The sequence below is a fragment of the Candidatus Nanopelagicales bacterium genome (genome assembly GCA_041393815.1).
Lineage (GTDB): Bacteria > Actinomycetota > Actinomycetes > S36-B12 > JAWKJK01 > JAWKJK01.
The window spans coordinates 1-23,320 of sequence record JAWKJK010000004.1 but is presented as its reverse complement, the minus strand read 5'-3'; the positions used below and the strand labels follow the sequence as shown (position 1 = coordinate 23,320).

General features: G+C 71.9%; 23 protein-coding genes. 12 read left to right on the top strand and 11 right to left on the bottom strand.

The annotated features are described in order from the left end of the window. The first annotated feature begins 74 nt into the window (after positions 1 to 74). From R2737_12500 to R2737_12480, 5 genes are all read left to right on the top strand, one after another. Positions 75 to 1,538 (top strand): aldehyde dehydrogenase family protein, encoded by a 1,464-nt coding sequence (locus R2737_12500; protein ID MEZ5117077.1) that lies wholly within the window; start codon positions 75 to 77, stop codon positions 1,536 to 1,538. Continuing rightward, positions 1,538 to 2,434, top strand: a complete 897-nt coding sequence (locus tag R2737_12495; GenBank protein ID MEZ5117076.1) for a hypothetical protein — start codon at positions 1,538 to 1,540, stop codon at positions 2,432 to 2,434. Before R2737_12500 ends, R2737_12495 begins: the two co-directional genes overlap by 1 nt. Next, positions 2,431 to 3,306 (top strand): fumarylacetoacetate hydrolase family protein, encoded by an 876-nt coding sequence (locus R2737_12490; protein MEZ5117075.1) that lies wholly within the window; start codon positions 2,431 to 2,433, stop codon positions 3,304 to 3,306. Before R2737_12495 ends, R2737_12490 begins: the two co-directional genes overlap by 4 nt. Before the next feature lie 26 nt (positions 3,307 to 3,332). Continuing rightward, positions 3,333 to 4,268 carry an LLM class flavin-dependent oxidoreductase gene (locus tag R2737_12485; protein MEZ5117074.1) on the top strand — a complete coding sequence of 312 codons (936 nt, stop codon included), beginning with the start codon at positions 3,333 to 3,335 and terminating at the stop codon, positions 4,266 to 4,268. 293 nt (positions 4,269 to 4,561) lie between these two features. Continuing rightward, positions 4,562 to 4,963 carry a hypothetical protein gene (locus R2737_12480; protein MEZ5117073.1) on the top strand — a complete coding sequence of 134 codons (402 nt, stop codon included), beginning with the start codon at positions 4,562 to 4,564 and terminating at the stop codon, positions 4,961 to 4,963. 86 nt (positions 4,964 to 5,049) lie between these two features. On the opposite strand, the gene katG is transcribed toward R2737_12480, so the two are convergent. The 4 genes from katG to R2737_12460 all read right to left on the bottom strand — a co-directional run bounded on the left by katG (position 5,050) and on the right by R2737_12460 (position 9,286). Further along, positions 5,050 to 7,227 carry a catalase/peroxidase HPI gene (gene katG, locus R2737_12475; GenBank protein ID MEZ5117072.1) on the bottom strand — a complete coding sequence of 726 codons (2,178 nt, stop codon included), beginning with the start codon at positions 7,225 to 7,227 and terminating at the stop codon, positions 5,050 to 5,052. 58 nt (positions 7,228 to 7,285) lie between these two features. Continuing rightward, a complete protein-coding gene (locus tag R2737_12470) occupies positions 7,286 to 7,732 on the bottom strand; it encodes a Fur family transcriptional regulator (GenBank protein ID MEZ5117071.1) in 447 nt (148 codons plus the stop codon). Between the two features lie 149 nt (positions 7,733 to 7,881). Continuing rightward, positions 7,882 to 8,160, bottom strand: coding sequence for a hypothetical protein (locus R2737_12465; protein MEZ5117070.1), 279 nt, complete (start codon positions 8,158 to 8,160; stop codon positions 7,882 to 7,884). A gap of 19 nt (positions 8,161 to 8,179) precedes the next feature. Further along, the gene (locus tag R2737_12460) at positions 8,180 to 9,286 is read right to left on the bottom strand and encodes a prolyl oligopeptidase family serine peptidase (GenBank protein ID MEZ5117069.1); all 1,107 of its coding nucleotides are present in this window, start codon (positions 9,284 to 9,286) and stop codon (positions 8,180 to 8,182) included. A gap of 126 nt (positions 9,287 to 9,412) precedes the next feature. On the opposite strand from R2737_12460, the gene R2737_12455 reads away from it, so the two are divergent. Both R2737_12455 and R2737_12450 read left to right on the top strand, forming a co-directional pair. Then, positions 9,413 to 10,807 carry a fatty acid desaturase gene (locus R2737_12455; protein ID MEZ5117068.1) on the top strand — a complete coding sequence of 465 codons (1,395 nt, stop codon included), beginning with the start codon at positions 9,413 to 9,415 and terminating at the stop codon, positions 10,805 to 10,807. Continuing rightward, positions 10,804 to 11,454 carry a TetR family transcriptional regulator gene (locus R2737_12450; GenBank protein ID MEZ5117067.1) on the top strand — a complete coding sequence of 217 codons (651 nt, stop codon included), beginning with the start codon at positions 10,804 to 10,806 and terminating at the stop codon, positions 11,452 to 11,454. The genes R2737_12455 and R2737_12450 overlap by 4 nt, the downstream gene beginning before the upstream one ends. Here R2737_12450 and R2737_12445 read toward each other — a convergent pair. Then, positions 11,399 to 12,751 (bottom strand): hypothetical protein, encoded by a 1,353-nt coding sequence (locus R2737_12445; protein ID MEZ5117066.1) that lies wholly within the window; start codon positions 12,749 to 12,751, stop codon positions 11,399 to 11,401. The genes R2737_12450 and R2737_12445 overlap by 56 nt on opposite strands. Then, the gene (locus tag R2737_12440; GenBank protein MEZ5117065.1) at positions 12,751 to 13,743 is read right to left on the bottom strand and encodes a catalase; all 993 of its coding nucleotides are present in this window, start codon (positions 13,741 to 13,743) and stop codon (positions 12,751 to 12,753) included. Before R2737_12440 ends, R2737_12445 begins: the two co-directional genes overlap by 1 nt. Positions 13,744 to 13,863: 120 nt before the next feature. Here R2737_12440 and R2737_12435 point away from each other — a divergent pair, with 120 nt between their 5' ends. Then, on the top strand, positions 13,864 to 14,520 hold the full coding sequence (locus tag R2737_12435; GenBank protein MEZ5117064.1) for a TMEM175 family protein: 657 nt from the start codon (positions 13,864 to 13,866) through the stop codon (positions 14,518 to 14,520). Between the two features lie 3 nt (positions 14,521 to 14,523). Here the strand turns inward: R2737_12435 and R2737_12430 are convergent, their stop codons facing one another. Both R2737_12430 and serA read right to left on the bottom strand, forming a co-directional pair. Continuing rightward, positions 14,524 to 16,569: a PAS domain S-box protein gene (locus R2737_12430; GenBank protein ID MEZ5117063.1), complete on the bottom strand. Its 2,046-nt coding sequence runs from the start codon at positions 16,567 to 16,569 to the stop codon at positions 14,524 to 14,526. Positions 16,570 to 16,626: 57 nt separating this feature from the next. Continuing rightward, the gene (serA, locus tag R2737_12425) at positions 16,627 to 17,835 is read right to left on the bottom strand and encodes a phosphoglycerate dehydrogenase (GenBank protein ID MEZ5117062.1); all 1,209 of its coding nucleotides are present in this window, start codon (positions 17,833 to 17,835) and stop codon (positions 16,627 to 16,629) included. Positions 17,836 to 17,962: 127 nt separating this feature from the next. On the opposite strand from serA, the gene R2737_12420 reads away from it, so the two are divergent. Next, positions 17,963 to 18,433 carry a DoxX family membrane protein gene (locus R2737_12420; GenBank protein MEZ5117061.1) on the top strand — a complete coding sequence of 157 codons (471 nt, stop codon included), beginning with the start codon at positions 17,963 to 17,965 and terminating at the stop codon, positions 18,431 to 18,433. Here the strand turns inward: R2737_12420 and R2737_12415 are convergent. Together R2737_12415 and R2737_12410 are read right to left on the bottom strand one after the other, a co-directional pair. Then, positions 18,384 to 19,007, bottom strand: coding sequence for a hypothetical protein (locus R2737_12415; protein ID MEZ5117060.1), 624 nt, complete (start codon positions 19,005 to 19,007; stop codon positions 18,384 to 18,386). The two genes, R2737_12420 and R2737_12415, sit on opposite strands and share 50 nt — an antisense overlap. Positions 19,008 to 19,364: 357 nt before the next feature. Beyond that, a complete protein-coding gene (locus R2737_12410; protein ID MEZ5117059.1) occupies positions 19,365 to 19,550 on the bottom strand; it encodes a hypothetical protein in 186 nt (61 codons plus the stop codon). 92 nt (positions 19,551 to 19,642) lie between these two features. On the opposite strand from R2737_12410, the gene R2737_12405 reads away from it, so the two are divergent. The 3 genes from R2737_12405 (at position 19,643) to R2737_12395 (ending at position 23,139) form a co-directional block, all read left to right on the top strand. Further along, positions 19,643 to 20,815, top strand: a complete 1,173-nt coding sequence (locus tag R2737_12405; GenBank protein ID MEZ5117058.1) for an aminotransferase class I/II-fold pyridoxal phosphate-dependent enzyme — start codon at positions 19,643 to 19,645, stop codon at positions 20,813 to 20,815. An 85-nt stretch (positions 20,816 to 20,900) separates the two neighbouring features. Beyond that, entirely contained in the window at positions 20,901 to 22,442 is a 1,542-nt protein-coding gene (locus R2737_12400) for a YjjI family glycine radical enzyme (protein ID MEZ5117057.1), read from the top strand. Further along, positions 22,414 to 23,139 (top strand): radical SAM protein, encoded by a 726-nt coding sequence (locus tag R2737_12395; protein ID MEZ5117056.1) that lies wholly within the window; start codon positions 22,414 to 22,416, stop codon positions 23,137 to 23,139. Before R2737_12400 ends, R2737_12395 begins: the two co-directional genes overlap by 29 nt. Here R2737_12395 and R2737_12390 read toward each other — a convergent pair. Further along, positions 23,088 to 23,320 (bottom strand): hypothetical protein (locus R2737_12390; GenBank protein MEZ5117055.1); only part of this gene is annotated, 233 nt, incomplete at its 5' end. The genes R2737_12395 and R2737_12390 overlap by 52 nt on opposite strands.

Here is a 23,320-nt window from a genome sequence, read left to right as displayed (position 1 = left end):
CGTACGTTTGGGACCGAACGATATCCGAGAGCGGCTCGCCTCGGAACCCCACGCACCGATCAGCGGGAGGTCTGGTGGATCGCGTCGAGGTCGCCGGCACGACGGTGGACACCCGGCACTGGATCGGCGGTCGGCGGGTCGCCTCGGCGGACACCTTCGAGACCGTGAGCCCGATCGACGGGACCGTGCTGGCGCAGGTGGCGCGCGGTGGCAAGGCCGAGGCCGACGCGGCGGTGGCCGCGGCCCGCGCAGCGTTCCCCGCCTGGGCAGCGCTCTCGCCGCGCGAGCGGGGCGCGATCCTGCACCGGGTCGCCGACAACGTCGAGGCCCACATCGAGGAGCTGTCCCAGCTGGAGACGGCGGACAACGGGTCGCTGCTGCGGTCCCACCGCCGTGGCGTCATGCCCCGCGTCGTGCTGAACCTGCGCTTCTTCGCCGACTACGCCATCGACCAGCTCAGCCACCCGGTCTGGGAGACGCGAGGGCACAGCAACCACGTGTCCTGGGACCCGTCCGGGGTGGCGGTGATCATCACGCCGTGGAACGCGCCGCTGATGCTCGCCACCTGGCGGATCGGGCCGGCGCTGGCCGCCGGTGACACCGTCGTGGCCAAGCCTCCGGAGTGGGCGCCGCTGACCGCCTCGTACTTCGCCGAGCTCGCGCACGAGGCGGGACTGCCGCCCGGGGTCTTCAACGTCGTGCAGGGCTTCGGCACCGAGGCCGGGGCCGCCCTGACCGCCAACCCGGACATCTCCCGGATCTGCTTCACCGGGTCGGTGCCGACGGCGAAGGTCATCGCCCACGCCGCGGCGGACAACCTGGTCCCGTGCTCGTTCGAGCTCGGCGGCAAGAGCCCCACGGTGATCCTGGACGACGCCGACCTCGACCTCGCCGTGGACCTCGCCATCGAGCAGTACGACAACGCCGGCCAGGTGTGCCTCGCGGGCACCCGGCTGCTGGTCCAGGAGGGCATCGCGGCGGCGTTCACCGAGCGGTTCCGGGAGCGGGCCGCCCAGATCCGGCAGGGCGACCCGCGTGACGAGGACACCCAGATCGGGCCCAACATCCACCTCCGGCACGTGGAGCGGGTCGAGGGGTTCATCAAGCGGGCCAAGGCGGACGGCGCGACGGTGGCGTACGGCGGTGAGCGCAACGACGAGCTCGGACCGCACTACTTCAGGCCCACGCTAGTCGTGGACGCCCCCGAGGGCAGCGAGATCCTCACCCAGGAGGTCTTCGGACCGGTGTTGACGATGCAGACGTTCGGCACCGACGAAGAGGGCCTGGCGATGGCCAACGGAACCGAGTTCGGGCTTGCCGCGTGCGTCGTCACCGGCGACCGCGAGCGCGCCGAGGCATTCACGAAGCACCTCGTCGCCGGAACCATCTGGGTCAACTGCTTCTTCGTCCGTGACCTGGCCGCCCCCTTCGGCGGGTCGAAGAAGTCCGGCATCGGACGCGAGGGCGGCGTGTGGTCGTTCGACTTCTATGCCGACGTGAAGAACACCGTGTACGCCCCGAACGGTTGGAGGGACTGATGGGTGAGGTCGTCGGCGCGGGACTGCTGTCCCACGTCCCCACGATCATGCTGCCGGAGGACCAGCGCCGCGCGCTCAACGACGGCAAGGAGATCTCGCTGGTCCCCGCGCTGCGGCAGATCCGGGCGGAGAAGTTCGAGAGGCTCGATTACGACACCGTGATCGTCTTCGACTCGCACTGGTTCACGACGGTGGAGTTCGTCGTCACCGCGCACGAGCTGCGCGCCGGGCTCTTCACCGCAGAGGAGCTCCCGCGGGGCATGTGCCGGATCCCGTACGAGTGGCGCGGCGACCCTGAGCTCGCGCACGCGATCGCGGCCGAGGGCGAGCCGGCCGGCACCTGGATCACGCCGATCGACGACCCGTACCTGCCGCTGTACTACCCGTCGGTCAACCTCTGGTCCTACCTGGGCAAGGGGCTGGACAAGCAGTGGATCTCGATCTCGGTCTGCCAGACCGGCGAGACGGACGACTTCCTGCGGGTGGGCCGAGCGGTCCGCGCGGCGATCGAGAAGACCGACCGCAAGGTCCTGCTGATCGCGACCGGGTCGCTCTCGCACACGTTCTACAAGCTCAAGGAGCTGCGCAAGCACGAGTCCAGCGACCCGTCGCACATCATCAGCCAGAAGGCGCGGGACATGGACCACGAGCGGCTGGGCTGGTTCTTCCAGGGTCGGCACGACCGGGTCCTCGACACCATGCCGGAGTTCCTCACGGTCCGTCCTGAGGGCATGTTCGCCCACTACCTGATGATGGCGGCAGCGCTGGGGGAGAAGGACTTCGCCGCCCCGGGCGTGCAGTACGGGGACTACGAGAACGCCATCGGCACCAGCCAGGTGCACGTGTGGTTCGACCGGCCCGGCACCGGCTGGACGCGGACGGAGGACGCGGCGTGACCGAGTACCGGCGGATCCTGCTCGACGGCTACCCGGTGCAGGTGGTCCGGCACGGCGATGCCCTGGTCGCTCCGGATGGTCGCGCGGTCGGGGTGGACGAGGCAGTCCATCTCCCTCCCACCGAGCCCACCAAGATCATCGCGGTGCACCTGAACTTCGACAGCCGGACTCGGGAGTTCATGACGAAGCTGCCGCCGGCGCCCACGTACTTCCACAAGCCCATCACGGCGCTGAACTCGCACCGGGCCGCGGTGGTCCGGCCCGACGGCTGCAAGTGGCTGAACTACGAGGGCGAGATCGTCATCGTCATCGGCCGGACCTGCCGCAACGTCTCGCCCGAGGAGGCCGGCGACTACATCGCGGGCTACACGATCGGCAACGACTACGGCCTGCACGACTTCCGCGACACCGACGCGGGATCCATGCTGCGGGTCAAGGGGTCCGACACCCTCGCGCCCGTCGGACCGGGGCTGGTCACCGACTGGGACTTCCGCGGCAAGACGCTGCGCACGCTGGTCAACGGAGAGGTGAAGCAGGAGGCCTCCACCGACGAGATGGAGTGGGACATGCACTACCTCGTCGCCGACATCGCGCGCACGATCACGCTCGTCCCCGGCGACCTGCTCTTCTCCGGCACCCCCGCGAACTCGCGTCCGGTGCAGCCCGGCGACGTCGTCGAGGTCGAGGTCGAGGGCCTGGGCCGGCTGACGAACCACATCGTCACGGGTCCGACCCCGATCCGCTCCGACGTGGGCGCCCAGCCCACCGAGAGCGAGGAGGTCGTGTCGACGGCGCTGGGCGGGGACTGGGAGTTCCGCGGCATCCGGACCCCGTCGAAGCACCTGTACCCCTCCACCGTCGAGGAGTCCTGACCGCGCCTGCGGTGAACGGCGGAGTCATGTCCCGAGTACGACTGCTGATGGTCCTCACCGAGAACCACGCCATCCTCGACCCGCACGACGTCCGCGGACTGGTCCGGATGGCCGTGGCGGCCGAGGACGCGTGCATCGACGGGGTGATGCTCAGCGAGCACGTCGTGCTGGGCCCGTCGTCCGGGTCGGCGGGGCGCATGCTCAACGAGCGTGACTACGCGGCCCCCGGCAACCAGGATCCGGCGACGCCGTGGCCGAGTTCGCTGGTCGTCCTGTCCGCGATCGCGCAGGCCACGACACGGTTGCGCCTGGTGGCAGGGGCGATCATCGCGCCGCTGCGACACCCACTGCTGCTCGCGAAGGAGCTCGGCACCCTCGACCTGCTCTGCGAGGGACGGTTGGTCGTCCTGCCGACGGTGTCCTGGCACCGCGACGAGTACGACGCCCTCGGCGTCCCGTTCGGGGAGCGTGGGCGAATCCTCGACGAGCAGCTGGAGGTCCTCTCCCGGGCCTGGGGGCCGTACCCCATCCAGCATCAGGGCCACTACTTCCGGTTCGACGACGTGTGGCTGGAACCGGGGGCCTTCCGCCCGACCGGGCCGGTGCTGTGGTTCGGCGGCCAGGGCATGCACCCGCCCCTGGTCCGGCGCATCGTGCGCTACGGGTCCGGGCTCAACCCCTTCGGCCCGCTGTCCGACCAGGACCTGGCCGAGCTCGCTGGAGGGATGGCGGCGGCGGGGCGGAGCATGGCCGAGCTCGAGCTGGTCGGCGGGATCAGGGGCACGTTCCACGAGGCGGACGACGTCGCCGACATCGCGACTGCGTTGGAGGCCCTGCCGGACCAGGTCGGGCGCGGGTTCACCACGATCTGCTTCAAGCCGGCCATGTTCGTCCGTGACGCCCGTGACGTGGAGGGGTTCTGCCGGGACCTGGTGGCCCGGGTGGATCGCCTGCTGGCCTGACGCGTCCCACGACGACACGAACGCACGTCGCTGCCCATCGGGTCCTCGAGGTGCCACGATCAGGCCCTCGGAAAGGGGCACTCATGGTGCGAGTGGTTGCTGTCACGGTCGCGCTGGTCCTGACGGTGAGTGGTTGTGCGTCCGGAGGTGCGGCGGAGCAGGCGGGTTCGTCGACAGGCGGCGCAGCTACCACTGCGGACACGCCGGCGGGTGGGCCGTTGACCCTGCCTGACACTGTCGGCGGTCTGGCGGCGGCGACCGCATCCTCGGGGTCCGGCCCCTCCGCATCGGCCGTGTCCCGGCTCGCGTCGACGGCGGATCTCGTCGCCGGTCGAGTCGCCGACGCGTATGGCGGAGCCCCGGCCGCGGCTCGGACGTACCTCTCCGACGACCTGCAGCTGCAGCTCCTGGTGATGGCCGTCCGTGCCCCGTCCCCCGGGCTGTTCGTGACGTCCGCGGACGCGGAGGAGCTCGGCCTGGCGAAGCCGGTGGAGGAGGTGGTCGTCGTCGGCGACGTGCAGTGCCTCGTCCGCAACGACGTGGTCCCGGCCGGCCAGACGCCGGGGGACGCCCGCGTCCAGCGATGCCAGCGCAGTGGCCCCGCGCTCACCGTGATGGTCGATCCCGGCATGGTCCCCGACGTCCAGGGGACCGCGGCGATCGTCGATGAGGTCTGGTCCGCGCTGGGCGGCTGACCCGCGAACCGGATCCAGGTCCATGCGTGTCGGAGGGGCGGGCCCCCGATCCGGGTGCCCGCCCCTCCGAGGTGCGACCGTGCGGGTCAGGCGCGGTCGTAGCGGCCGTTGTTCATGACCTTGTCCCAGGCGACCACGAAGTCGCGCACGAACTTCTCCTGGGCGTCCGCGCTGGCGTATACCTCGGCCAGCGAGCGCAGGATCGAGTTCGAGCCGAAGACCAGGTCGGCCCGGGTGCCGGTCCACGTCACCGCGCCGGTGCCGCGGTCGCGGCCCTCGAACGTGTCCTTGCCCTCGCCGACCGCGGACCACTCCGTACCCATGTCGAGCAGGTTCACGAAGAAGTCGTTGGTCAGCGTCCCCGGCCGCGACGTCAGAACGCCGTGCGCCGACTGCCCGGTGTTGGCGTTCAACGCCCGCAGGCCACCGACCAGCACCGTCATCTGCGGGGCGGTGAGCCCGAGCAGCGACGCCTTGTCGACCAGCAGCGCCTCGGCCGGCTGGGTGTGACCCTTGCCGAGGTAGTTGCGGAACCCATCCGCGGTGGGCTCCAGGACGGCGAACGACTCCACGTCGGTCTGCTCCTGGGAGGCGTCCGTGCGGCCGGGCCGGAACGGCACCTCGACCTCGACTCCGCCGGCCTTGGCGGCCTGCTCGACCGCGGCACCGCCGGCGAGCACGATCAGGTCGGCCAGCGAGATCCGCTTGCCGCCGCTCTGGGCAGCGTTGAACTCCTGCTGGATGCCCTCGAGCGTGCGCAGCACGGCCGCGAGGCGGTCGGGGTCGTTGGCCTCCCAGCCACGCTGCGGCTCCAGCCGGATGCGCGCGCCGTTGGCGCCGCCGCGCTTGTCAGTGCCGCGGAACGTGGACGCCGACGCCCAGGCGGTGAACACCAGGTCGGAGACGGACAGCCCGGAGTCGAGGACCTTCGCCTTCAGCGCGGCCACGTCCGCGGAGTCGACCAGCTCGTGGTCCACTGCGGGGACCGGGTCCTGCCAGATCAGCTCCTCCGACGGGACCTCGGGACCCAGGTAGCGCTCGATCGGGCCCATGTCGCGGTGGGTCAGCTTGAACCAGGCGCGGGCGAAGGCGTCCGCGAACTCGGCCGGGTTCTCGTAGAAGCGGCGCGAGATGGGCTCGTAGATCGGGTCCATCCGCAGCGCGAGGTCGGTCGTGAGCATGACCGGGGCGTGCCGCTTCGCCGGGTCCTGCGGGTCCGGCACGGTGGTGAACGCGGCGGGGTCCGTCGGGACCCACTGCTTCGCGCCCGCGGGGCTCTCGGACAGCTCCCACTCGTACCCGAACAGGGTCTCGAAGTAGCTGTTGTCCCACGTGATCGGCGTCGGGGTCCAGGCTCCCTCGAGGCCGCTGGTGATGGCGTCGGAGCCGCTGCCGGTGCCGTAGCTGCTCTTCCAGCCCAGGCCCTGCTGCTCGATCGGGGCGGCCTCCGGCTCGGGACCGACGTCGGTGGCGGGACCGGCACCGTGGGTCTTGCCGAAGGTGTGGCCACCGGCCACCAGTGCGACGGTCTCCTCGTCGTTCATGGCCATCCGGCGGAACGTCTCGCGGATGTCGCGGGCAGCGGCCAGCGGGTCGGGGTTGCCGTTGGGGCCCTCGGGGTTGACGTAGATCAGGCCCATCTGCACCGCGGCGAGCGGGTTGGCCAGCTCGCGGTCACCGCTGTAGCGGGCGTCGCCCAGCCACTCGGCCTCGTTGCCCCAGTTGACCTGCTCGGGCTCCCACACGTCCTCGCGCCCGCCGCCGAACCCGAACGTCTCGAAGCCCATCGACTCCAGCGCCACGTTGCCGGCGAGCACCATCAGGTCCGCCCAGGACAGCGTGCGGCCGTACTTCGCCTTGACCGGCCACAGCACCCGGCGGGCCTTGTCCAGGTTGGCGTTGTCCGGCCAGCTGTTGAGCGGGGCGAACCGCTGCTCGCCCGCGCCGGCGCCGCCTCGGCCGTCGCTGATGCGATACGTCCCCGCGCTGTGCCACGCCATCCGGATGAACAGCGGGCCGTAGTGGCCGTAGTCCGCCGGCCACCACTCCTGCGAGGTGGTCATCGCGGACTCGATGTCCCGCTTGACCTCGGCGAGGTCGAGGCTGGAGAACTCCGCGGCGTAGTCGAAGTCCTCGCCCATCGGGGAGGCCTGCGGCGGGTTGTGCTGCAGGACCTTCAGATCGAGCTGGTCGGGCCACCAGTCGCGGTTCGTGGTGCCCGAGTAACCGTGGCCCGTGACCGGGCAGGTGCCGTCGTTCGCCATGGGTCGCCTCTCCTCGTACGTGCGTGGGGTCGGGGGTGCGGGTTCAGGGGGTGCGGGTTCAGGGGGTGCGGGTGCTGGGGGAGCCGGTGGCCGCGGCCTGGCACGAGGGACAGAGCCCCCAGTACACGACCTCGGCCTCGTCGATGTCGTAGCCCTGGTCGTCGGACGCCGTCAGGCACGGACGGGACCCGACCGCGCAGTCGACGTCCACCAGTTCGCCGCAGCCGCGGCAGACCAGGTGGTGATGGTTGTCGTTCACCCGGTCCTCGTACCGCGCGGACGAGCCGGCCGGCTGGATGCGCCGGAGCAGGCCCGCCTCGGTGAGGACGGTGAGGGCGTCGTACACGGACTGGCGCGAGATCGCGCCGATGTCGGCCCGGGCCGCGTCGGCCACCTGGTCGGCGGTCCCGTGCGGGTGGCTGGTCACCGCGCGCAGCACCGCCAGCCGCTGGGCCGTGACCTGGACGCCGTGCCGGCGCAGCAGGTCCGCGGGTTCCTGGTGCATGCCGACGACCCTAGCCCGACCCCTGGACTCTGTCCAGATCTGGACTCACTCCAGATCCCCGCGGCGGCCCACCCCGCCACCCCGTCGCGACGGAATGAGTCCCCACGTTGCTTGGCAGCGGGATTCCGCCCGCCAAGCGACGCCTGGACTCATTCGGTCGCGGTGGGGCGGGGGGTGCGGGAGGTGCTGGCGGGGGCGGCGGTCCGACGGAGGCGGAGGAGGGCGACCAGGGCGATGGCGGCCCAGACCGAGTTGAGGACCAGGTTGGCCCAGGCGGACAGGGCGACCGCGTACACCACCAGCGCCGCGGCGCCGACGAGGTTCATGCCCTGGAAGGCGCGGGAGGCCGACCCGATCCGCCGGGTGGAGACCAGGAAGTACGCGCCCAGGACCAGCACGGTGCCCAGGGCACCCACGAGGTGGATCACGCGCCCAGGGTAGGTGCGGTCAGGCGGTCAGGTGCTCGTCGAGGAACGCCAGCGTCCGCTGGAACGACCGCGCCCAGCCGCCGTAGAAGTAGTGCCCCTCGCCGTCGTACTCGTGGTAGGTCAGGTCGACGTCGGCCGCGCGCAGCGCCTTCACCGTCGCCCGCGACCACCGGATCGGGCAGGTGTCGTCGACGACCCCGTGGTGCACCATCACGGGGGTCTCGATCCGGTCGAAGTAGTTCCGGGCCGAGATGCCGCGCCAGAACTCCGGGGCGTCCTCGGGCGACCCGTGCTCGGCCTCGATCCGCGCTGCCAGCTCGCTGCGGCCGTCGTCGAAGCGGATCCACCGCTCGTAGTTGTCGACGGCGTCGGTGCTCACCGACGCGTACGTCACCGCCGCGTCCACCAGGCCCGGTGCCGCGACCAGGGTGTTGAACGCGACGCCGCCCCCCATCGAGCGCCCGATCATCCCGACCCGCTCGCCGTCGAGGAACGGGAGCGCGGACGCCTTCACGGCCTTCACCGCGGCGATGGCGTCGCGCGCGTAGCCGAGGCGGAGGTCCACGTCGTTGCGCGGGTCGTCGTCGGACCCGGCGTGGTTGCGGTAGTCGACGTGGAAGGCCACATAGCCGTTGCGTGCCAACGAGTCCTGCTCGCGCCGGTAGCCCTGGCCGGTGACGTAGACGTCGGGGTCGATGTAGCCGTGCAGCAGGACGACCACGGGGAACGGTCCCTCTCCGTCGGGGACGTTCATGACCCCGGAGATCCGCAGGTCGTCGGCCCGGTAGGTGACCGCGTACCGGGTGTACGCGTCCGTCCGGGCGAGTACCCGCCCCAGCTTCAGGTTCGAGCCACGTACGTCCTCCCGCATCAGGGCAGGCAGCGAGACGGGGTCGGTGACCGGGGGCAGCGCCGGGGCCGGATCGGCCTCGGGGGCCGCGGACGTCGGGGCCGCGGAGGTGGGGGTCGCGGAGGTGGGGGCCGCGGGCGTCGCGGCCGCGGATGTCGGTGCGGCCGCCGTGCTGGTCGGTGCGGGAGACGCGGCCCCTGAGGTGCAGGCCGACGCGAGCAGCGCCACGGCCACCGCGGCCGCGGCCGTGCCGGTCGCGCGGCGCCTCCCGGTCATCATCCGAGTATCAGCGCGAGGTCGCGCGGGCGCACCCGGACCACTTGACAACTCGAGGCCTCTTGTCAAGCAGGTGTACATCCGCGTACGTTCTGTCCACCGCCGACGAGGGACCGGAGGGACGGCATGGCACGCGCACCGGGACAGTGGCACGACCGCAAGCGCCACCTGTGGCTGTTCGGGCTGCTGCTGCCGGTGCTGGTCTTCGTCGGGCTCGGCGGCTACGTCGGCACCGGCTGGTCGGTGTGGCTGTGGATCGGGCCGATCTTCGTGCTGGGCATGGTCCCCGTGATCGACCTGGTCGTCGGCACCGACGACTCCAACCCCCCGGACGAGGCGATCCCGGCCCTGGAGGCGGACCCGTACTACCGCTGGCTGACCTACCTGTTCCTGCCGCTGCAGTACGCCGGGCTGGTCGTGGCGATGTGGGCCATCGCCACGTGGGACATGTCGGTCGCGGACCGGATCGGGCTCGCGGTCACGCTGGGCTTCGTCGCCGGCATCGGCATCAACACCGCGCACGAGCTCGGGCACAAGCGGGACGACGTCGAGCGCTGGCTCGCGCGGATCGCCCTGGCACCGTCGTTCTACGGCCACTTCTACATCGAGCACAACCGCGGCCACCACGTCCGGGTCGCCACGCCGGAGGACCCGGCGAGCAGCCGGGTGGGCGAGAACTTCTACCAGTTCTGGCCGCGCACGGTCGCCGGCTCGGTGCGCAGCGCCTGGCGGCTGGAGCAGCGGCGGCTGGCCCGCCGCCACCGCCACCCCTTCCGCCCGGGCAACGACGTGCTCAACTCCTGGCTGGTCTCCGCCGCGCTCTGGGCGGCGCTGGTGGTGTGGCTGGGCCCGGGGATCCTGCCCTACCTCGTGCTGCAGGCGGTCCTCGGCTTCACCCTGCTCGAGCTCGTCAACTACCTCGAGCACTACGGCATGCTGCGTCAGCGGGTGGGCCGTCCCGGGCACGAGCGGTACGAGCGCGTGGAGCCATGGCACTCCTGGAACGCCAACCAGGTCGCGACCAACGTGCTGCTCTACCACCTGCAGCGGCACAGCGACCACCATGCCAACCCGACACGGCGTTACCAGGCACTGCGGGACTACCCGGACGCGCCACAACTGCCCACCGGGTACGCCGGCATGATCCTGGTCGCGCTGGTCCCGTTCTGGTGGCGCCGGGTGATGGACCCGCGGGTGCTGGCGCACTACGACGGCGACATGTCCCGCGCCAACGTCTCCCCGCGCAAGCGCGACCGGATCCTGGCCCGGTACGCCGAGCCGACGCCCGCCTCCCCGAGCACCGCGCACCCCGGTACCGCGGATGCGGTGCCGGCCGCACCGGTAGGGGACGCGATGCGCTGCCCGGGGTGCGGCTACACGTACGTGGTGGCCGACGGTGACGAGCGTGAGGGTTTCGCCGCCGGGACGGCGTGGGCCGACGTGCCGGACGACTGGTGCTGCCCCGACTGCGGGGTACGAGACAAGGTTGATTTCGTCGCGGTCGAGGGCAGCCGGGCGTGACCGCGGTCGGCGAGGCGGTCGTCTCCGCGACCGGGGGCCAGCACCGCCGCGCCCTGCTCGACGCGGCCGCGGACCTGACCGCCAGCACCGGCTGGTCCGGCGTCACGATGGGACGCCTGGCCGCGTCCGTGGGGGTCAGCCGGCAGACGGTCTACAACGAGTTCGGCTCGAAGCCGGCGCTGGCCGAGGCGATGGTGCTCGATGAGCTCGGCCGCTTCCTGGACGCGGTGGAGCAGGCTTTCGACCGGCACCCGAGCGACGCTGTTGCCGCGGTGCGTGACGCGGTCCGGGGCGTCCTCACGCTGGCGGAGGAACGGCCGCTGCCGCGCGCCATCGTCGCGGCCGGGCACGGCGCCGAGACCGACCTGCTGCCGCTGCTGACCATCAGGTCAGGAGCGGTCCTGGACGCGGCGACGACCGTCGTCCGCAACCGGCTGGAGGCGTACGACATCGGCGTGAGCGGCGCACGGCTCGGTGCCACCGTGGACCTGGTCGTCCGTGCGGTGCTCAGCCACGTGATGCAGCCGGGCGGCACGCCGGCGGAGACAGCTGATGACCTGGCCTGGGCGGTGAGCCGGTTGCTGCTGCCCGTCAGTCCGAGTCGTCCGCGGGCCACCGCTCGTCGTGGGTCCTCTGTGCGGGCGTGAGCACCTGGTCGAACAGGGCGTCGTAGTAGCCGAGGTTGAGGCTGTGGACCTGCAGCCACACGCCGGGGACGTGGACCGCGTCGCAGTGCGCGGGGAACCGGCCGTGGGTCCGGTGGATGTACCGGCAGATCGCCTTGGTGCACTCGATGACCTCGGGCTCGTACACCGGCACCTCGGCCATGTAGCGCTCGGCGAGCCCCTCGCGGAACACCGGCCGGAAGTTGTCCGGGTCGCGATAAACCCCGTCGGGGCCGAACTTGTGCTCGATGATCCGATCCACCGCCTCACCCATGTCCTCCACGTACGGGGGGCACAGCCCGGTGAACGCGCCGGGGAGCCCGACCGGGTGGGCCCGGGCCTCGGGCAGCGCCACACCCCAGCGGACCTGGTCGAGCGGGTTGAACCGCGGCACGGCGTAGTCGAAGCCGAGCCCGCGCCCGTACCGCGGCGCGAAGCGGGGGTGCCCCAGCATCACCGGCGGGCCGATGGTCGCGTGGATCCAGGCGCCGAGCCCCATCGCCTGCGCGGTGAGCATCAGCGTCTGCAGCAGCGACATGGCCTCGTAGTCGGTGCGCATCGTGCCCAGGGATCCCAGCGGCAGAGTGATGTCCTTGTTGAGGAAGCCGCTGCGGATCCACCGGCGGGTGCCTGCGGGAAGGTAGAAGTTGCGGTCGTCGACCAGGGCCGGCCGGCTCCCGTCCGGCTGCGTGAGCAGGTACATCAGTGCGTTGATGTACTGCCGGGTCAGGTCGACGACCGGGAGCAGGATCGTGGTCCCGGGGAGGTTGGACAGGAACCGGTTGGAGTCCAGGTAGGCGGGGAAGTCCCGGTCGGGGAAGTCCAGCCGCTCGTCCAGGATCAGCTGCTTGGACGCCCGCGCCCGGGCGACCAGGTTCTCGGGCGTGAACGGGACCGGTGCCGACTCCTTCTCCAGGCGCCGCAGGTAGTAGGTGCCGGCGTCGTTGATGAGGAAGAAGTGCGTCGCCTGAGCGTTGTCCGGGCTGCCCGCCGACCGGCCCGCCATGGTCATGTTGGGGGCGCCCATGATCGGGTCGGTGCCGTCGTCGGACTCGAACGGCCGGTCCGGCAGCGTGATGCCGGTGGTGCCGGTCATCGCGATGAGGATCGCTTCCTCGAGCTCGCTGAGCGGGCGCGGCTGGGCATCCGGATCCTCGTACGACAGCGAGCCGGCGCGGACCCGGCGCACCCCTCGGCTCACCCGCCGGGTGCGCCGGTGGAAGACCGCGTCCACGAGCGGGTAGCGCAGCAGGTCGTCGAATCCGCGCGGTGCGCCCATCAGGTCCTCCGCAGCTGCTGGCTCGCCTCGTACACCGGCTTGCGGGCCCGGTTGATGTTGCCCAGCGGCCGGTGGTCGTCCACCGTGGTCCACGGGTTGAACTCCATCGCGTCCACGCGCCGCTCGACCTCGGCGTGGCCCGGCGCGTCGAGGTCCTGCCGAGGGATGGTCAGCCGGGCCACCGGGACGGGCTCGCTGGCCCACGTCCGGGACGCGTCCTCGATCGGGGTCGACCGCTCGTCCCGGTAGGGCTGGACGAGCAGGCGCCAGGACACCGGGCCGCCCCGCAGCCGGTCGACCAACTCGTGACGCAGGTAGTCCGGGTCGTCGGGTGCCTGGGGAGGGGCGGCGGCGGTGGTCGGCACGAACTCGAAGCGCACCGCTCCGTCGCCGTAGCGGTAGGCGCCGCGGCTCCAGTACCGCTCGGTCGCCAGGCTCCGCACCGGTCGCCGGGTCCCGCCCAGCGCGGTGCGCAGCATCCGTACCGCCTCCAACGGCCCGACTGATGCGGCCAGGCGCGGCACGGCCATCAGACGCGACCCCGCGGTGGCGCGCGCCATCGCCATGAACTGACCGGCGTCACGCGCGAACGACACCGCTCCGTTGGTGGCCAGCAGGTCCATGGCGCGACCCGCTCCGAGGTCCACCCGCACGGCGAGTCCGCGCAGGTCGCCCTCCGTATCCGGTTGGACGCGACCGCTGGCGTTCGACAGCCGCACCACGCAGGGATACCGCGCCCCGGGCCGGAACACGCTCGTGCTCAGGTGGCCGGGGAGGTCCTCGGCCACGACCAGTTCCGCGTCGTCCACCCCCGCCTGCTGCTTGGCGTGGAAGCCCCGCCGGACCACGGCGGACCCGCTCCGCTCCCGGTGCTCTCGCTGGATGTCCTGGATCTGGTCGGCCCAGGCCGCGAACTCGGCCGACTCGGCCTGCTCGCTGCCGCCCGCATACGTCTCGCGCCACGTGGTCACGAGCGCTGTCTGCGAATCCATGGCACCTCCCGCGGCGGTCCCGCACCGCGTCGTGTCCGGTTGTGACAAAGCCTAGGCGCAGGTCCCCGGTCGGTGCTCTGGTTCGGCTCGCCCCTGTTCGCCGACTCCTACCATGCGCGGATGGCGCAGGCGACGGACGACCCGTGGACCCAGTCGACGTACCCGCGCGGCTCCGCCGCGTTCGACCGGGTCATCTTCTTCAGCGACGCGGTGTTCGCGATCGCGCTGACCCTGGTCGCGGTCGAGATCGGGGTGCCCGAGATCGAGGACGTCGGTTCGCCGGGTGAGCTGTGGACCGCTCTGCTCGCGAAGTGGCCGACCCTCCTGGCGTACGCGTTCACGTTCTTCTGGATCGCGTTCTACTGGCGGGCGAACCACCGGTTCACGAACGCGCTGTCCGGCATGAACGGCAGGTACATCGCCGCGGTGCTGGCGTATCTCGCGTTCGTCGCGTTGCTGCCGTTCCCCGCGGCCACGCTCGGCGAGTACAGCAGCAACCCGGTGGCCCTGGCGTTCTTCGCGGTGTTCGCCGCGACGATCTCCGCCCTGGAGGTCGTCCTCTTCGTGGTGGCCGACCGGGCGGGGCTGTTCGTCCGGCCGGTCACGCAGGCGCAGCGGCGCAACGCGATCCTGGCCTCTCTCGCGCCGGTCGCGGCCTTCCTGGTCTCGGTGCCGCTGGCGTTCGTGTCCGTCTGGCTCGCGGTCGCGTCCTGGCTCGTGCTCGCCGCGGCGCTGGGCTGGCTGGTCAACCGCCGGATCGCGCCGGCGACCTGGTAGCGGTCAGTCGCCGATCACGACCCGGTCGCGGCCGGACTGCTTCGCCCGGTAGAGCGCTTCGTCGGCACGCCTCAGCACGGTGTCCGGGTCATCGTCGCTGCCCGCGAGAACGGCGCCCAGGCTGACCGACAGGCTGATCGACTCGTCGGCATGGACGACCGTCCCGCGGACGGCCGCCAGCAGCTTGGCGGCGACCTCGCCGAGATCCTCCGCCTCCGGTATCCCGTTGAGCACCACCAGGAACTCGTCGCCGCCGAAACGGCCCACGAGATCCGCGTCGCGCACCGCGGCCTGGAGCCTCGACGCGACGGCCGCCAGAACCGCGTCGCCGGCGGGGTGGCCGAAGCGGTCGTTGATGGGCTTGAGGTTGTCGACGTCACAGAACACCACGCCCAGCGTCCGGTGCTCGGACGGGGGCTGGTCCATTCGCTCGCGCAGCCGGGTCAGGAGGTCCCCGCGGTTCGACAGGCCGGTCAGGTCATCATGGGTCGCGCGGTACTCCAGCTGCTTTCGCAGCACGTGCGTTCCCGTCTGGTCCACCAGCTGGTGCACGTACTGGCGGGCAGCGTCCCCCGTCTCGGTGAGGGGGCTGACTAGGTGGTCGACCCACACGTCCTCGTCGGCGACCGTGAACCGGTGCTCGTGGCGCGCCGGTGCCTGTCGGCAGCCGGCCATGTGGCGGTCGAGTGGCCCCGGCGCCGGTGCGCCGGGGTTCAGGAACTCGCCCAGCCGATGCCCCACGAGGTCGTCGGGATCGTGTCCGAGCAGGTGGGCCAGCGCCGGGTTGGCGCGTTCGACGACGCCGGCGCCGTCGGTGATGGCCATGCCCTGGGGAGCCGAGTCCATCGCCCGGCGGAACTGCTCCTCGCTGCGGGCCAGTGCCTCCTCGGCCGCCACCTCCTCGGTGATGTCGCGCAGGCCCACGGTGGCGCCCGTGATCGCCCCCGCCGGGTCGCGGATCGGGCGGGCGAGGGCGGAGGCCTGCCGCAGACCGCCGTCCACGGTGCGGAACCGGACCCGCAGCCGTGCCGGCTGACCGGAGTGGTAGAGCTCGTCGCGGACCTTCTGCACCGCGGGGAGGTCCTCGGCCGCGATCAGTGACAGCGCGGCGGTCCCGACCAGCAGCTCGGGGTCCCAGCCCAGCACCTGCCGCACGGAGGGGGAGATCCACCGGATGGTCCCGTGCGTGTCGGTCTGGTACACCACGTCGGTGGCGTTCTCCGCCAGGGCCTGGAACTGCCGGGCGGAGCGCTGGAGCGCCTCGAGGAGGTCCACCTCGGGGGTCACGTCGATCAGCTGGGCCACGAAGCCGGTGAGCACCCCGTCGTCGCCCCGGGTGACGGCCCCGGTGAGGTCGGCCCACACGGTCGACCCGTCCTTGCGCAGGTAGCGCTTGCGCTCCCGGAAGGAGGTCGCCTCGCCGCGCACCAGGCGCTGCACGTCGGCCAGACCCCGGGGCAGGTCCTCCGGGTGGGTGATCTGCTGGAACGACAGGCGCTCCAGCTCCTCCCGGCTGTAGCCGAGCATCCGGCACATGGCCGGGTTGACGTTGAGGAACGAGCCGTCGGGACGGACGAGGGCCATGCCGATCGCGGCGGCGTCGAGCGAGATGAGGGCCTGCTGGCCGACGTGCTGGTGGGTGACGTCCCGCCAGGTCTGCAGCAGGCCGTCGCCGACCGCGACGGCACGCACGTCATACCAGCGCTGCTCCCCGGCGAGGAGGTCCTGCGGGTAGGACCAGTCGTCGTACGCCAGTGGCTCACCGGTCTCCACGACGTGGACGTAGTCGGCGAAGAGCCCGGTCGCACGGACGGCTGGGTGGATCTCGCTGAGGCGCGTGCCGACCAGGTCCTCGCGGCTTCGACGATTGAACGCGCAGGCCGCATCGTTGGCGTCCGCGAAGACGAAGTCGACGACGCGGCCGGACTCGTCCCGGACCGCGGTGAGGAGGATCAGCGGGTTGAGCAGGGTGTCGAGAACCAGTCGCAGGGGAGCCTCGGGCACCCCCAGCGCCTCGGCCAGTCCCCCGGCCGACCGTGGGTCCGCCATGCCTCCAGGGTAGGCGTCGTGCGCGCGCGAAGGGCAGCGGCCGGACGGCCGATGGCCCTAGGAGAGGACGCGCAGCCGGACGGTCTCCGGCAGCGCCCGCAGTTCGGCGACGACGTCCGCGGCGTAGTCGGTGGCGATGTCGGTGAGCACGTAGCCCAGGTCCCCGCGGGTGCCGAGCAACTGGCCCTCGATGTTGACGGCGTGGTCGGCCAGGACCGAGTTGATGGCCGCGAGCACGCCGGGGACGTTGGCGTGCAGGTGCGCCAGCCGGTGGCTGCCGGTCCGCGGCGGCAGGGTCAGCTCGGGCAGGTTCACGCTCAGGGCGGACGTCCCCGCGGACACGTAGTCCAGGAACTTGCCGGCGACGAAGTGCCCGATGTCCTGCTGCGCCTCCTGCGTGGATCCCCCGATGTGCGGGGTGAGGATCACGTTGGGCAGCCCGCGCAGCACCGACTCGAACTCGTCCGCCGTGCTGGCCGGCTCGTGCGGGAACACGTCGATCCCCGCGCCGCCGAGATGGCCGCTGAGGAGGTGGTCGCGCAGCGAGTCCGCATCGACCACGAAGCCGCGGGACAGGTTCAGGAACAGCGCCCCCGAACGCATCGCGGCGAACTCGGCGGCGCCGAACATGCCCGCGTTGCCGGCGCGTCCGTCCACGTGCAGCGTCACCACGTCGGCGACGCCGAGCAGCTCGTGCAGCGTGGCGCAGCGACGGGCGTTGCCCAGCGCCAGCTTGTCGGCGGTGTCGTAGAAGTAGACCTGCATGCCCAGGTTCTCGGCCAGGATCGACAGCTGGGTGCCGATGTTGCCGTACCCGACGATGCCCAGCGAGCGCCCGCGGACCTCGTGGCTGCGGACCGCGGACTTGTCCCACACCCCGGCGTGGGCGGACCGGTCCTTCTCCGTCAGACGCCGCGTGAGCGCGATGATCTCGGCCAGCGCGAGCTCGACCACGCTGCGGGTGTTGGAGTACGGGGCGTTGAAGATGGCGACGCCGCGGCGGGAGGCCTCGGCCAGGTCGACCTGGTCGGTGCCGATGCAGAAGGCGCCCACGGACAACAGGTCGGCGCCGGCCTCCAGCACCGACTCGGTGACCCGGGTCTTGGACCGGATGCCGAGCAGGTGGAACCCGGGGATGCGCTCGGCCAGCTCGTCCGGGCCCAGCGCGCGGGCCTCGGTCTCGACGTAGATGCCGGACGCCGTGAGACGGGCGGCCCCGTCGGGGTGGATGTTCTCCAGCAGCAGGGCGCGCAGCGGGCCCGTCATGGTCGGCTCCTCGGGACGTCCGGCGTCGGCCGGTCTCGGGTCGGGGACAGCGTCGCACGGCTGTGGCGGGCGGCCGTCACCGCCTCGTAAGGGTCGGTTCGGCCCCTTCGGCCCTACGGTCCCGGGTATGACGTGGACGCAACGCCTGCTGCAGCAACGCCTGTCCGGCGGTGCCGCCTGGATCCCGACGGTGGTGCGGCTCGCGGCCGGGGTGGTCCTGGTGGCCGTGAGCCTGTCGAAGTTCACCCGGCACGCCGACCTGGTCGCGGCCTTCGAGCGCTACGGCATCCCGCTGCCGGAGCTGTCGGTCTACCTGGCCGGCACCGTCGAGCTGGTCGGCGGCCTGCTGCTCGTGCTGGGCCTGCTCACCCGACCGGCTGCCCTGGTCGTTGCGGCGCAGATGGTCGTCGCCGTCGGCACCGGCGGCCGCATCGACCGCGACTTCTTCCACCTGTGGCTGGGTCTCATCCTGCTGGCCGCCGCGCTGTTCCTGGCCTGGTCGGGGTCCGGGCGGCTCGGCGTGGACGAGCGGCTGGCGCGCGATACGACTACGCCGCGGTCGCCAGTTCGTCGCGCACCGGCATCGGCCGGCGGCTGAGCACCCGGGCGCGACCCACGATCAGCACGACCATGGTGAGCGACACGATATTGGGCACGATGATCGGCAGCTCGCGGGCGGCCAGTCCGTACGACAGCCAGGCCGACATGCTGACCAGGACCACGGACCAGGCCCGCAGGTCGAAGCCCACCCCGAGGTGGTCCGCCCGGAACAGCGCGCGGACCTGCGGGACGAACGAGACCACGCCGGCGGTGCCGCCGATCCAGCCGTAGACCTGGTAGGGCACGAACGCCGAGCTGGCCAGGACGACCGCGAGCCACACGGCCATCCCGGCGACCGCCCACCAGAAGCGCCCGCCGCGGTCGGTGGCCCGGAAGCCCCACCAGCAGGTGATGGCGGACACCCAGGCGACGCCGGCCGCCGCCTGCGCCGGGTTGCCGTGCTGGATGGCGTAGGTGAGCCACATCGGGTGGATGAACAGGTTGAGGGCCAGCATCCCGGTGGCCAGGCCGTCGGACGAGCGGGCCCGCAGCGAGCCGCGGAGCATGAGGAGCGCGGACGTGATGGCCAGGCCGGAGGCCAGGGCGAGGGCGAGGGTGGCGACGGGGGACACGCGGGCGAGAGCCTTCCGGGACGGTGCGGACGAGCAGACGGTGGTGCCGCCCGGTCGGTATCCGCTCCCTCACGTGCCGTGACGAGCCAGCCCCGCCAGTATCTCCCGCCGTTGCTGTCCCGATGCCCGCCGCGGGCGTGACGTCACTCACCCGCGCCGGATGCGGTCGCGCGCACAGCAGAACACCCGGTCCTCCTCGGCCGTCGGGCCGGTCTGACCGGGTGCTCAGCTGCGGGCGCGTCCGCGCCGTCGCCGTTCGTCGGGTAGTCGTTCGTCGGGTCGTCGTTCGTCGGGTCGTCGTTCTCGGGCCTGCCGTCGCGTCATGGCTGCTCCCGTGGGATCGCGTCGCGGCGTGGCCTACTTCTCGGGGGACGAGACCGGCTTCTTGCTCTTGATCGCGGCCTTCATCTGGGCCTTGTGCACCGAGTGGTTGATCGCGAGCTGGTTGCTGCTGTGCGTGGCCTTGGCCATCTTGCTGGAGAACATCGTGGCGCTCCGTTCCTGGGTCGTCGTTCCTGCGGTGTCCGGGCGGTCTGCCCGCACGACGTCAATCCTCCCGCATATGCGAATAATTCTCCAGCCACGGTCGGGTGAGTCGGGTCACGCGGGCCGCCCCCATGCGGCAGGCTGCGCCCGTGAGCGATCGCATCGGTCCCGCGCCGTTCGACGACGTCGCCCTCGACGAGCTGCGCAGGCGGACCAGTGCGAAGTGGCGGATGCACCCCGCCGACGTGCTGCCCACGTTCGTCGCGGAGATGGACTTCCCGCTCGCCGAGCCGATCGCGGCGGCCCTCGCCGACGCGGTGGCCCGCGGCGACACCGGCTACGCCTGGCCTCAGCGGCTGCCCGAGGTCTTCGCCGCCGACGCCGCACGGCGTTTCGGCTGGACGGTCCACCCCGCCCGGGTCTCGGTGTACGGGGACGTCCTCACCGCCGTCTCGTGGGCGCTGCGGGCGCTGACCCGGCCCGGCGACGGCGTGGTCATCACCCCGCCGGTCTACCCGCCGTTCTTCTCGGTCGTGCCGGACGTGGCCGGCCGCCGTCTGGTCGAGGTGCCGCTGGCCCGCGACGGAGCCGGGTGGACCTGGGACCTCGACGCCCTGGCGGCTGCCTTCGCTCGCGAGGACGTGCGCGCGTTCCTGCTGTGCAACCCGCACAACCCCACCGGGCAGGTGGCCGACCGTGCCCTGCTGACGGAGATCGCGGGCCTGGCCACCCGGCACGGAGTGGTCGTCGTCGCCGACGAGGTCCATGCGCCGATGACGCTCCCGGGTGCGGTGCACACCCCGTACGTCTCGCTGGGGGAGGAGGCGGCCGGGGACTCGGTCACGGTGACGTCAGCCTCGAAGGCGTGGAACGTGCCGGGTCTCAAGTGCGCCCAGCTCGTCGCGGGATCCGCGTCGTTGGCCGACCGGCTGGGGGAGCGGGTGCCGCAGGAGGCCCACTTCACCACCGGCCTGTTCGGTGTCGTGGCCGCCGTGGCCGCGTACTCCGAGGGCCAGGACTGGCTGGACCGGGCGCTGGCCACGATCGACCGCAACCGCGCTCTGCTCGCCGACCTGCTGGACCGGGACCTGCCCGGGACCCGGTACGTGGCCCCTGCTGCCGGCTACCTGGCCTGGGTCGACTGCAGCGAGCTCGGGCTGGGACCGGACCCCGCGGCCGTGTTCCTCGAGCGCGGCCGGGTGGCGTGCGGCTCCGGCCCGGCGTTCGGGGCCGGGGGAGCGGGCCACGTCCGCCTCAGCATCGCCACCTCCGCCGGCATCCTCACCGAGATCGTGCAGCGGATGGCCGCCGCCCTGCGTTGACGCGGGACCCACGGACCCAGGGCCTGCTGCGGGACCTGTGGCCCTAGGCCTGCGGCGCTGCGGTGCCTAAGGTGCGCCCGTGCAGATGGAGGAGCTCCGGTCCCTGGTCCGCGGCGTCGTCGAGGACCCGTCCCTGACCTACCGCCAGCGCGTGCAGCGGCTGGCCGGGCTGGCGGAGGAGGCGCTCGAGCCGCCGCCCGTCAGCGACGCCTGCCGGTTGGCGCTGGACAAGCGGGTCATCTGCGACATGTACGAGGGCAACGCCCCCTACCGGCCGCGCTACGTGCTCCCGGACTACGTGCAGGCGGTGCGCCAGGGCTCGGCCTTCCTGGAGCTGGAGGCACCCCAGACCCTCGACGACGCGCTGACGTTCCTGCTGTGCATGTACTCGCAGGTCCCGTCGATCACGGGGTACCCGGTCTACCTCGGCGACCTCGACAAGGTGCTGGCCCCGTTCGTCGACGACGTGGACGACGAGCACCTCGAGGCGTCGCTGCGCCGGTTCTGGGTGTCGGTGGACCGGATGTACCCCGACGCGTTCGTGCACACCGACCTCGGTCCCGACGACTCCCGGGTCGCCCGCACCCTGCTGCGGCTGGACCGCGAGCTGCTGCAGGTCGTCCCCAACGTCACGCTCAAGGTCGACCCCGAGCGCACGCCCGACGACCTGGTGCGCGACGCCGTCACGACCGTGTTCGAGTGCGGCAAGCCGCACTTCGTCAACCACCCGATGATGGTGCGCGACCACGGCGAGGACTACGCGGCCGTCAGCTGCTACAACTCGCTGCGCATCGGCGGCGGGTCGCACACGCTGGTGCGGCTGAACCTGCGCGAGTCCGTCCTCCACCACGACGGCGACACCGAGGCCTACCTGGCCGTGACGCTGCCGTTCTACGTCGAGCTCACCGCGGAGCTGATGGAGTCGCGGATCCGCTACCTGGTCGAGGAGGCCGGCTTCTACGAGCACTCCTGGCTGGCGCGGGAGGGTCTGGTCGACCTGGCCCGGTTCTCCGCGATGTTCGGGGTCTTCGGGCTGGCCGAGGCGGTCGACCTGCTGATGGAGCGCGCCGGGCACGAGGGCCGCTACGGCCACGACGACGACGCGAACGCGCTGTCCTATCGCATCGTCTCCACGGTCGCCGACCTGGTGGCCCGCCGCCCGATGCCGTACTGCGAGGCCAACGGCGGCCGCGCGTTCCTGCACTCGCAGTCCGGGATCGACCTCGACGAGGGGGTCACCGCCGGCACCCGGATCCCGGTCGGGACCGAGCCGCCGCTGTACGAGCACCTGCGCGCGGTCGCCCCGCACCACACCCACTTCCAGTCCGGGGTCAGCGACATCCTGCACTTCGACGACACCACCCGGCGCAACCCGCAGGCCGTGGTCGACGTCATCCGCGGCGCCTTCGCCCTGGGGATGCGGGACTTCACGTTCAACCTGGACAGCAACGACTTCATCCGGATCACCGGCTACCTCGTCCGCAAGTCCGACCTGATCCACGTCGAGGAGGGCGCGCGGCACGGCAGCACGTTCCTCGGCGCAGGGTCGGTGGCGCAGTCGCACGTCGACCAGCGCGCGGTGAAGCGGGTGGTGAGCCATGAGTCCTCCCCTCGGGCTCGTCGCTGACGTCGTCCGCTTCTCCTGGGTGGACGGCCCGGGCAACCGCTATGTCGTGTTCTTCCAGGGCTGCGGATTCGACTGCGTCGCCTGCCACAACCCGCACACCATCCCGCTGCACACGCCGCGGGCGCGGGAGATGTCGGTCGAGGCGCTGGTCGCGGACCTGCGCCCGGTCGTCCCGTTCCTCAGTGGGGTGACCGCCTCCGGCGGCGAGTCCACCCTGCAGGCCGACTTTCTGCGCGCCTGGTTCGAGGCGCTGAAGTCCGACCCGGGTCTGGCCGGGCTCACCACCTTCGTGGACAGCAACGGCTCGGCGTCGCGGGCCACCTGGGACCGGCTGGCGCCGGTGATGGACGCCGCGATGATCGACCTCAAGGCACTCGCCCCCGAGGTGCACCGGCTGCTCACCGGCGAGCCCAACGACGCCGTCCTCGACTCGATCCGGCACCTGTCCGACCTGGGCAAGCTGCACGAGGTCCGCCTGCTGCTCGTGCCGGGGGTCAACGACGACGAGCGCACGCTGCGCCGCACCGCCGAGTGGCTGCTCGACGTGGACCCGGCCATGCGGGTGCGCGTGATCGGGTTCCGCAGGCACGGGGTGCGCGCGGCGGCTCGCGACTTCCCCGAGGCGACCGAGGAGCAGCGCGCCGACTACGTCCGCATCCTCGTCGATGCCGGCGTCCGCGACCCGCTGCTGGTCTGACCCGGGCGGTACGCCCCGGCCATCAGCACGAGCACCAGTGCCACCGGGACCAGCACCGCGAAGCCCCAGCGCAGGGACGTGCCCTCCGCGACCAGGCCGACGAGCGGTGCGCCGAGCACGAAGCCCACGTAGTTGAAGACGTTGACCCGGGCCACGGCACGGCCGGTGGCACCCGGGTCGT

Excerpts from the sequence above, each read along its gene's own strand:
- R2737_12495 (MEZ5117076.1), top strand. The coding sequence starts at position 1,538 with ATGGGTGAGGTCGTCGGCGCGGGACTGCTGTCCCACGTCCCCACGATC.
- serA (MEZ5117062.1), bottom strand. The coding sequence starts at position 17,835 with ATGACGGGCCCGCTGCGCGCCCTGCTGCTGGAGAACATCCACCCCGAC.
- R2737_12435 (MEZ5117064.1), top strand. The coding sequence starts at position 13,864 with ATGGCGCAGGCGACGGACGACCCGTGGACCCAGTCGACGTACCCGCGC.
- R2737_12420 (MEZ5117061.1), top strand. The coding sequence starts at position 17,963 with ATGACGTGGACGCAACGCCTGCTGCAGCAACGCCTGTCCGGCGGTGCC.
- R2737_12395 (MEZ5117056.1), top strand. The coding sequence starts at position 22,414 with ATGAGTCCTCCCCTCGGGCTCGTCGCTGACGTCGTCCGCTTCTCCTGG.
- R2737_12445 (MEZ5117066.1), bottom strand. The coding sequence starts at position 12,751 with ATGGGCGCACCGCGCGGATTCGACGACCTGCTGCGCTACCCGCTCGTG.
- R2737_12470 (MEZ5117071.1), bottom strand. The coding sequence starts at position 7,732 with ATGCACCAGGAACCCGCGGACCTGCTGCGCCGGCACGGCGTCCAGGTC.
- katG (MEZ5117072.1), bottom strand. The coding sequence starts at position 7,227 with ATGGCGAACGACGGCACCTGCCCGGTCACGGGCCACGGTTACTCGGGC.
- R2737_12485 (MEZ5117074.1), top strand. The coding sequence starts at position 3,333 with ATGTCCCGAGTACGACTGCTGATGGTCCTCACCGAGAACCACGCCATC.
- R2737_12460 (MEZ5117069.1), bottom strand. The coding sequence starts at position 9,286 with ATGACCGGGAGGCGCCGCGCGACCGGCACGGCCGCGGCCGCGGTGGCC.
- R2737_12440 (MEZ5117065.1), bottom strand. The coding sequence starts at position 13,743 with ATGGATTCGCAGACAGCGCTCGTGACCACGTGGCGCGAGACGTATGCG.
- R2737_12455 (MEZ5117068.1), top strand. The coding sequence starts at position 9,413 with ATGGCACGCGCACCGGGACAGTGGCACGACCGCAAGCGCCACCTGTGG.
- R2737_12430 (MEZ5117063.1), bottom strand. The coding sequence starts at position 16,569 with ATGGCGGACCCACGGTCGGCCGGGGGACTGGCCGAGGCGCTGGGGGTG.
- R2737_12400 (MEZ5117057.1), top strand. The coding sequence starts at position 20,901 with ATGGAGGAGCTCCGGTCCCTGGTCCGCGGCGTCGTCGAGGACCCGTCC.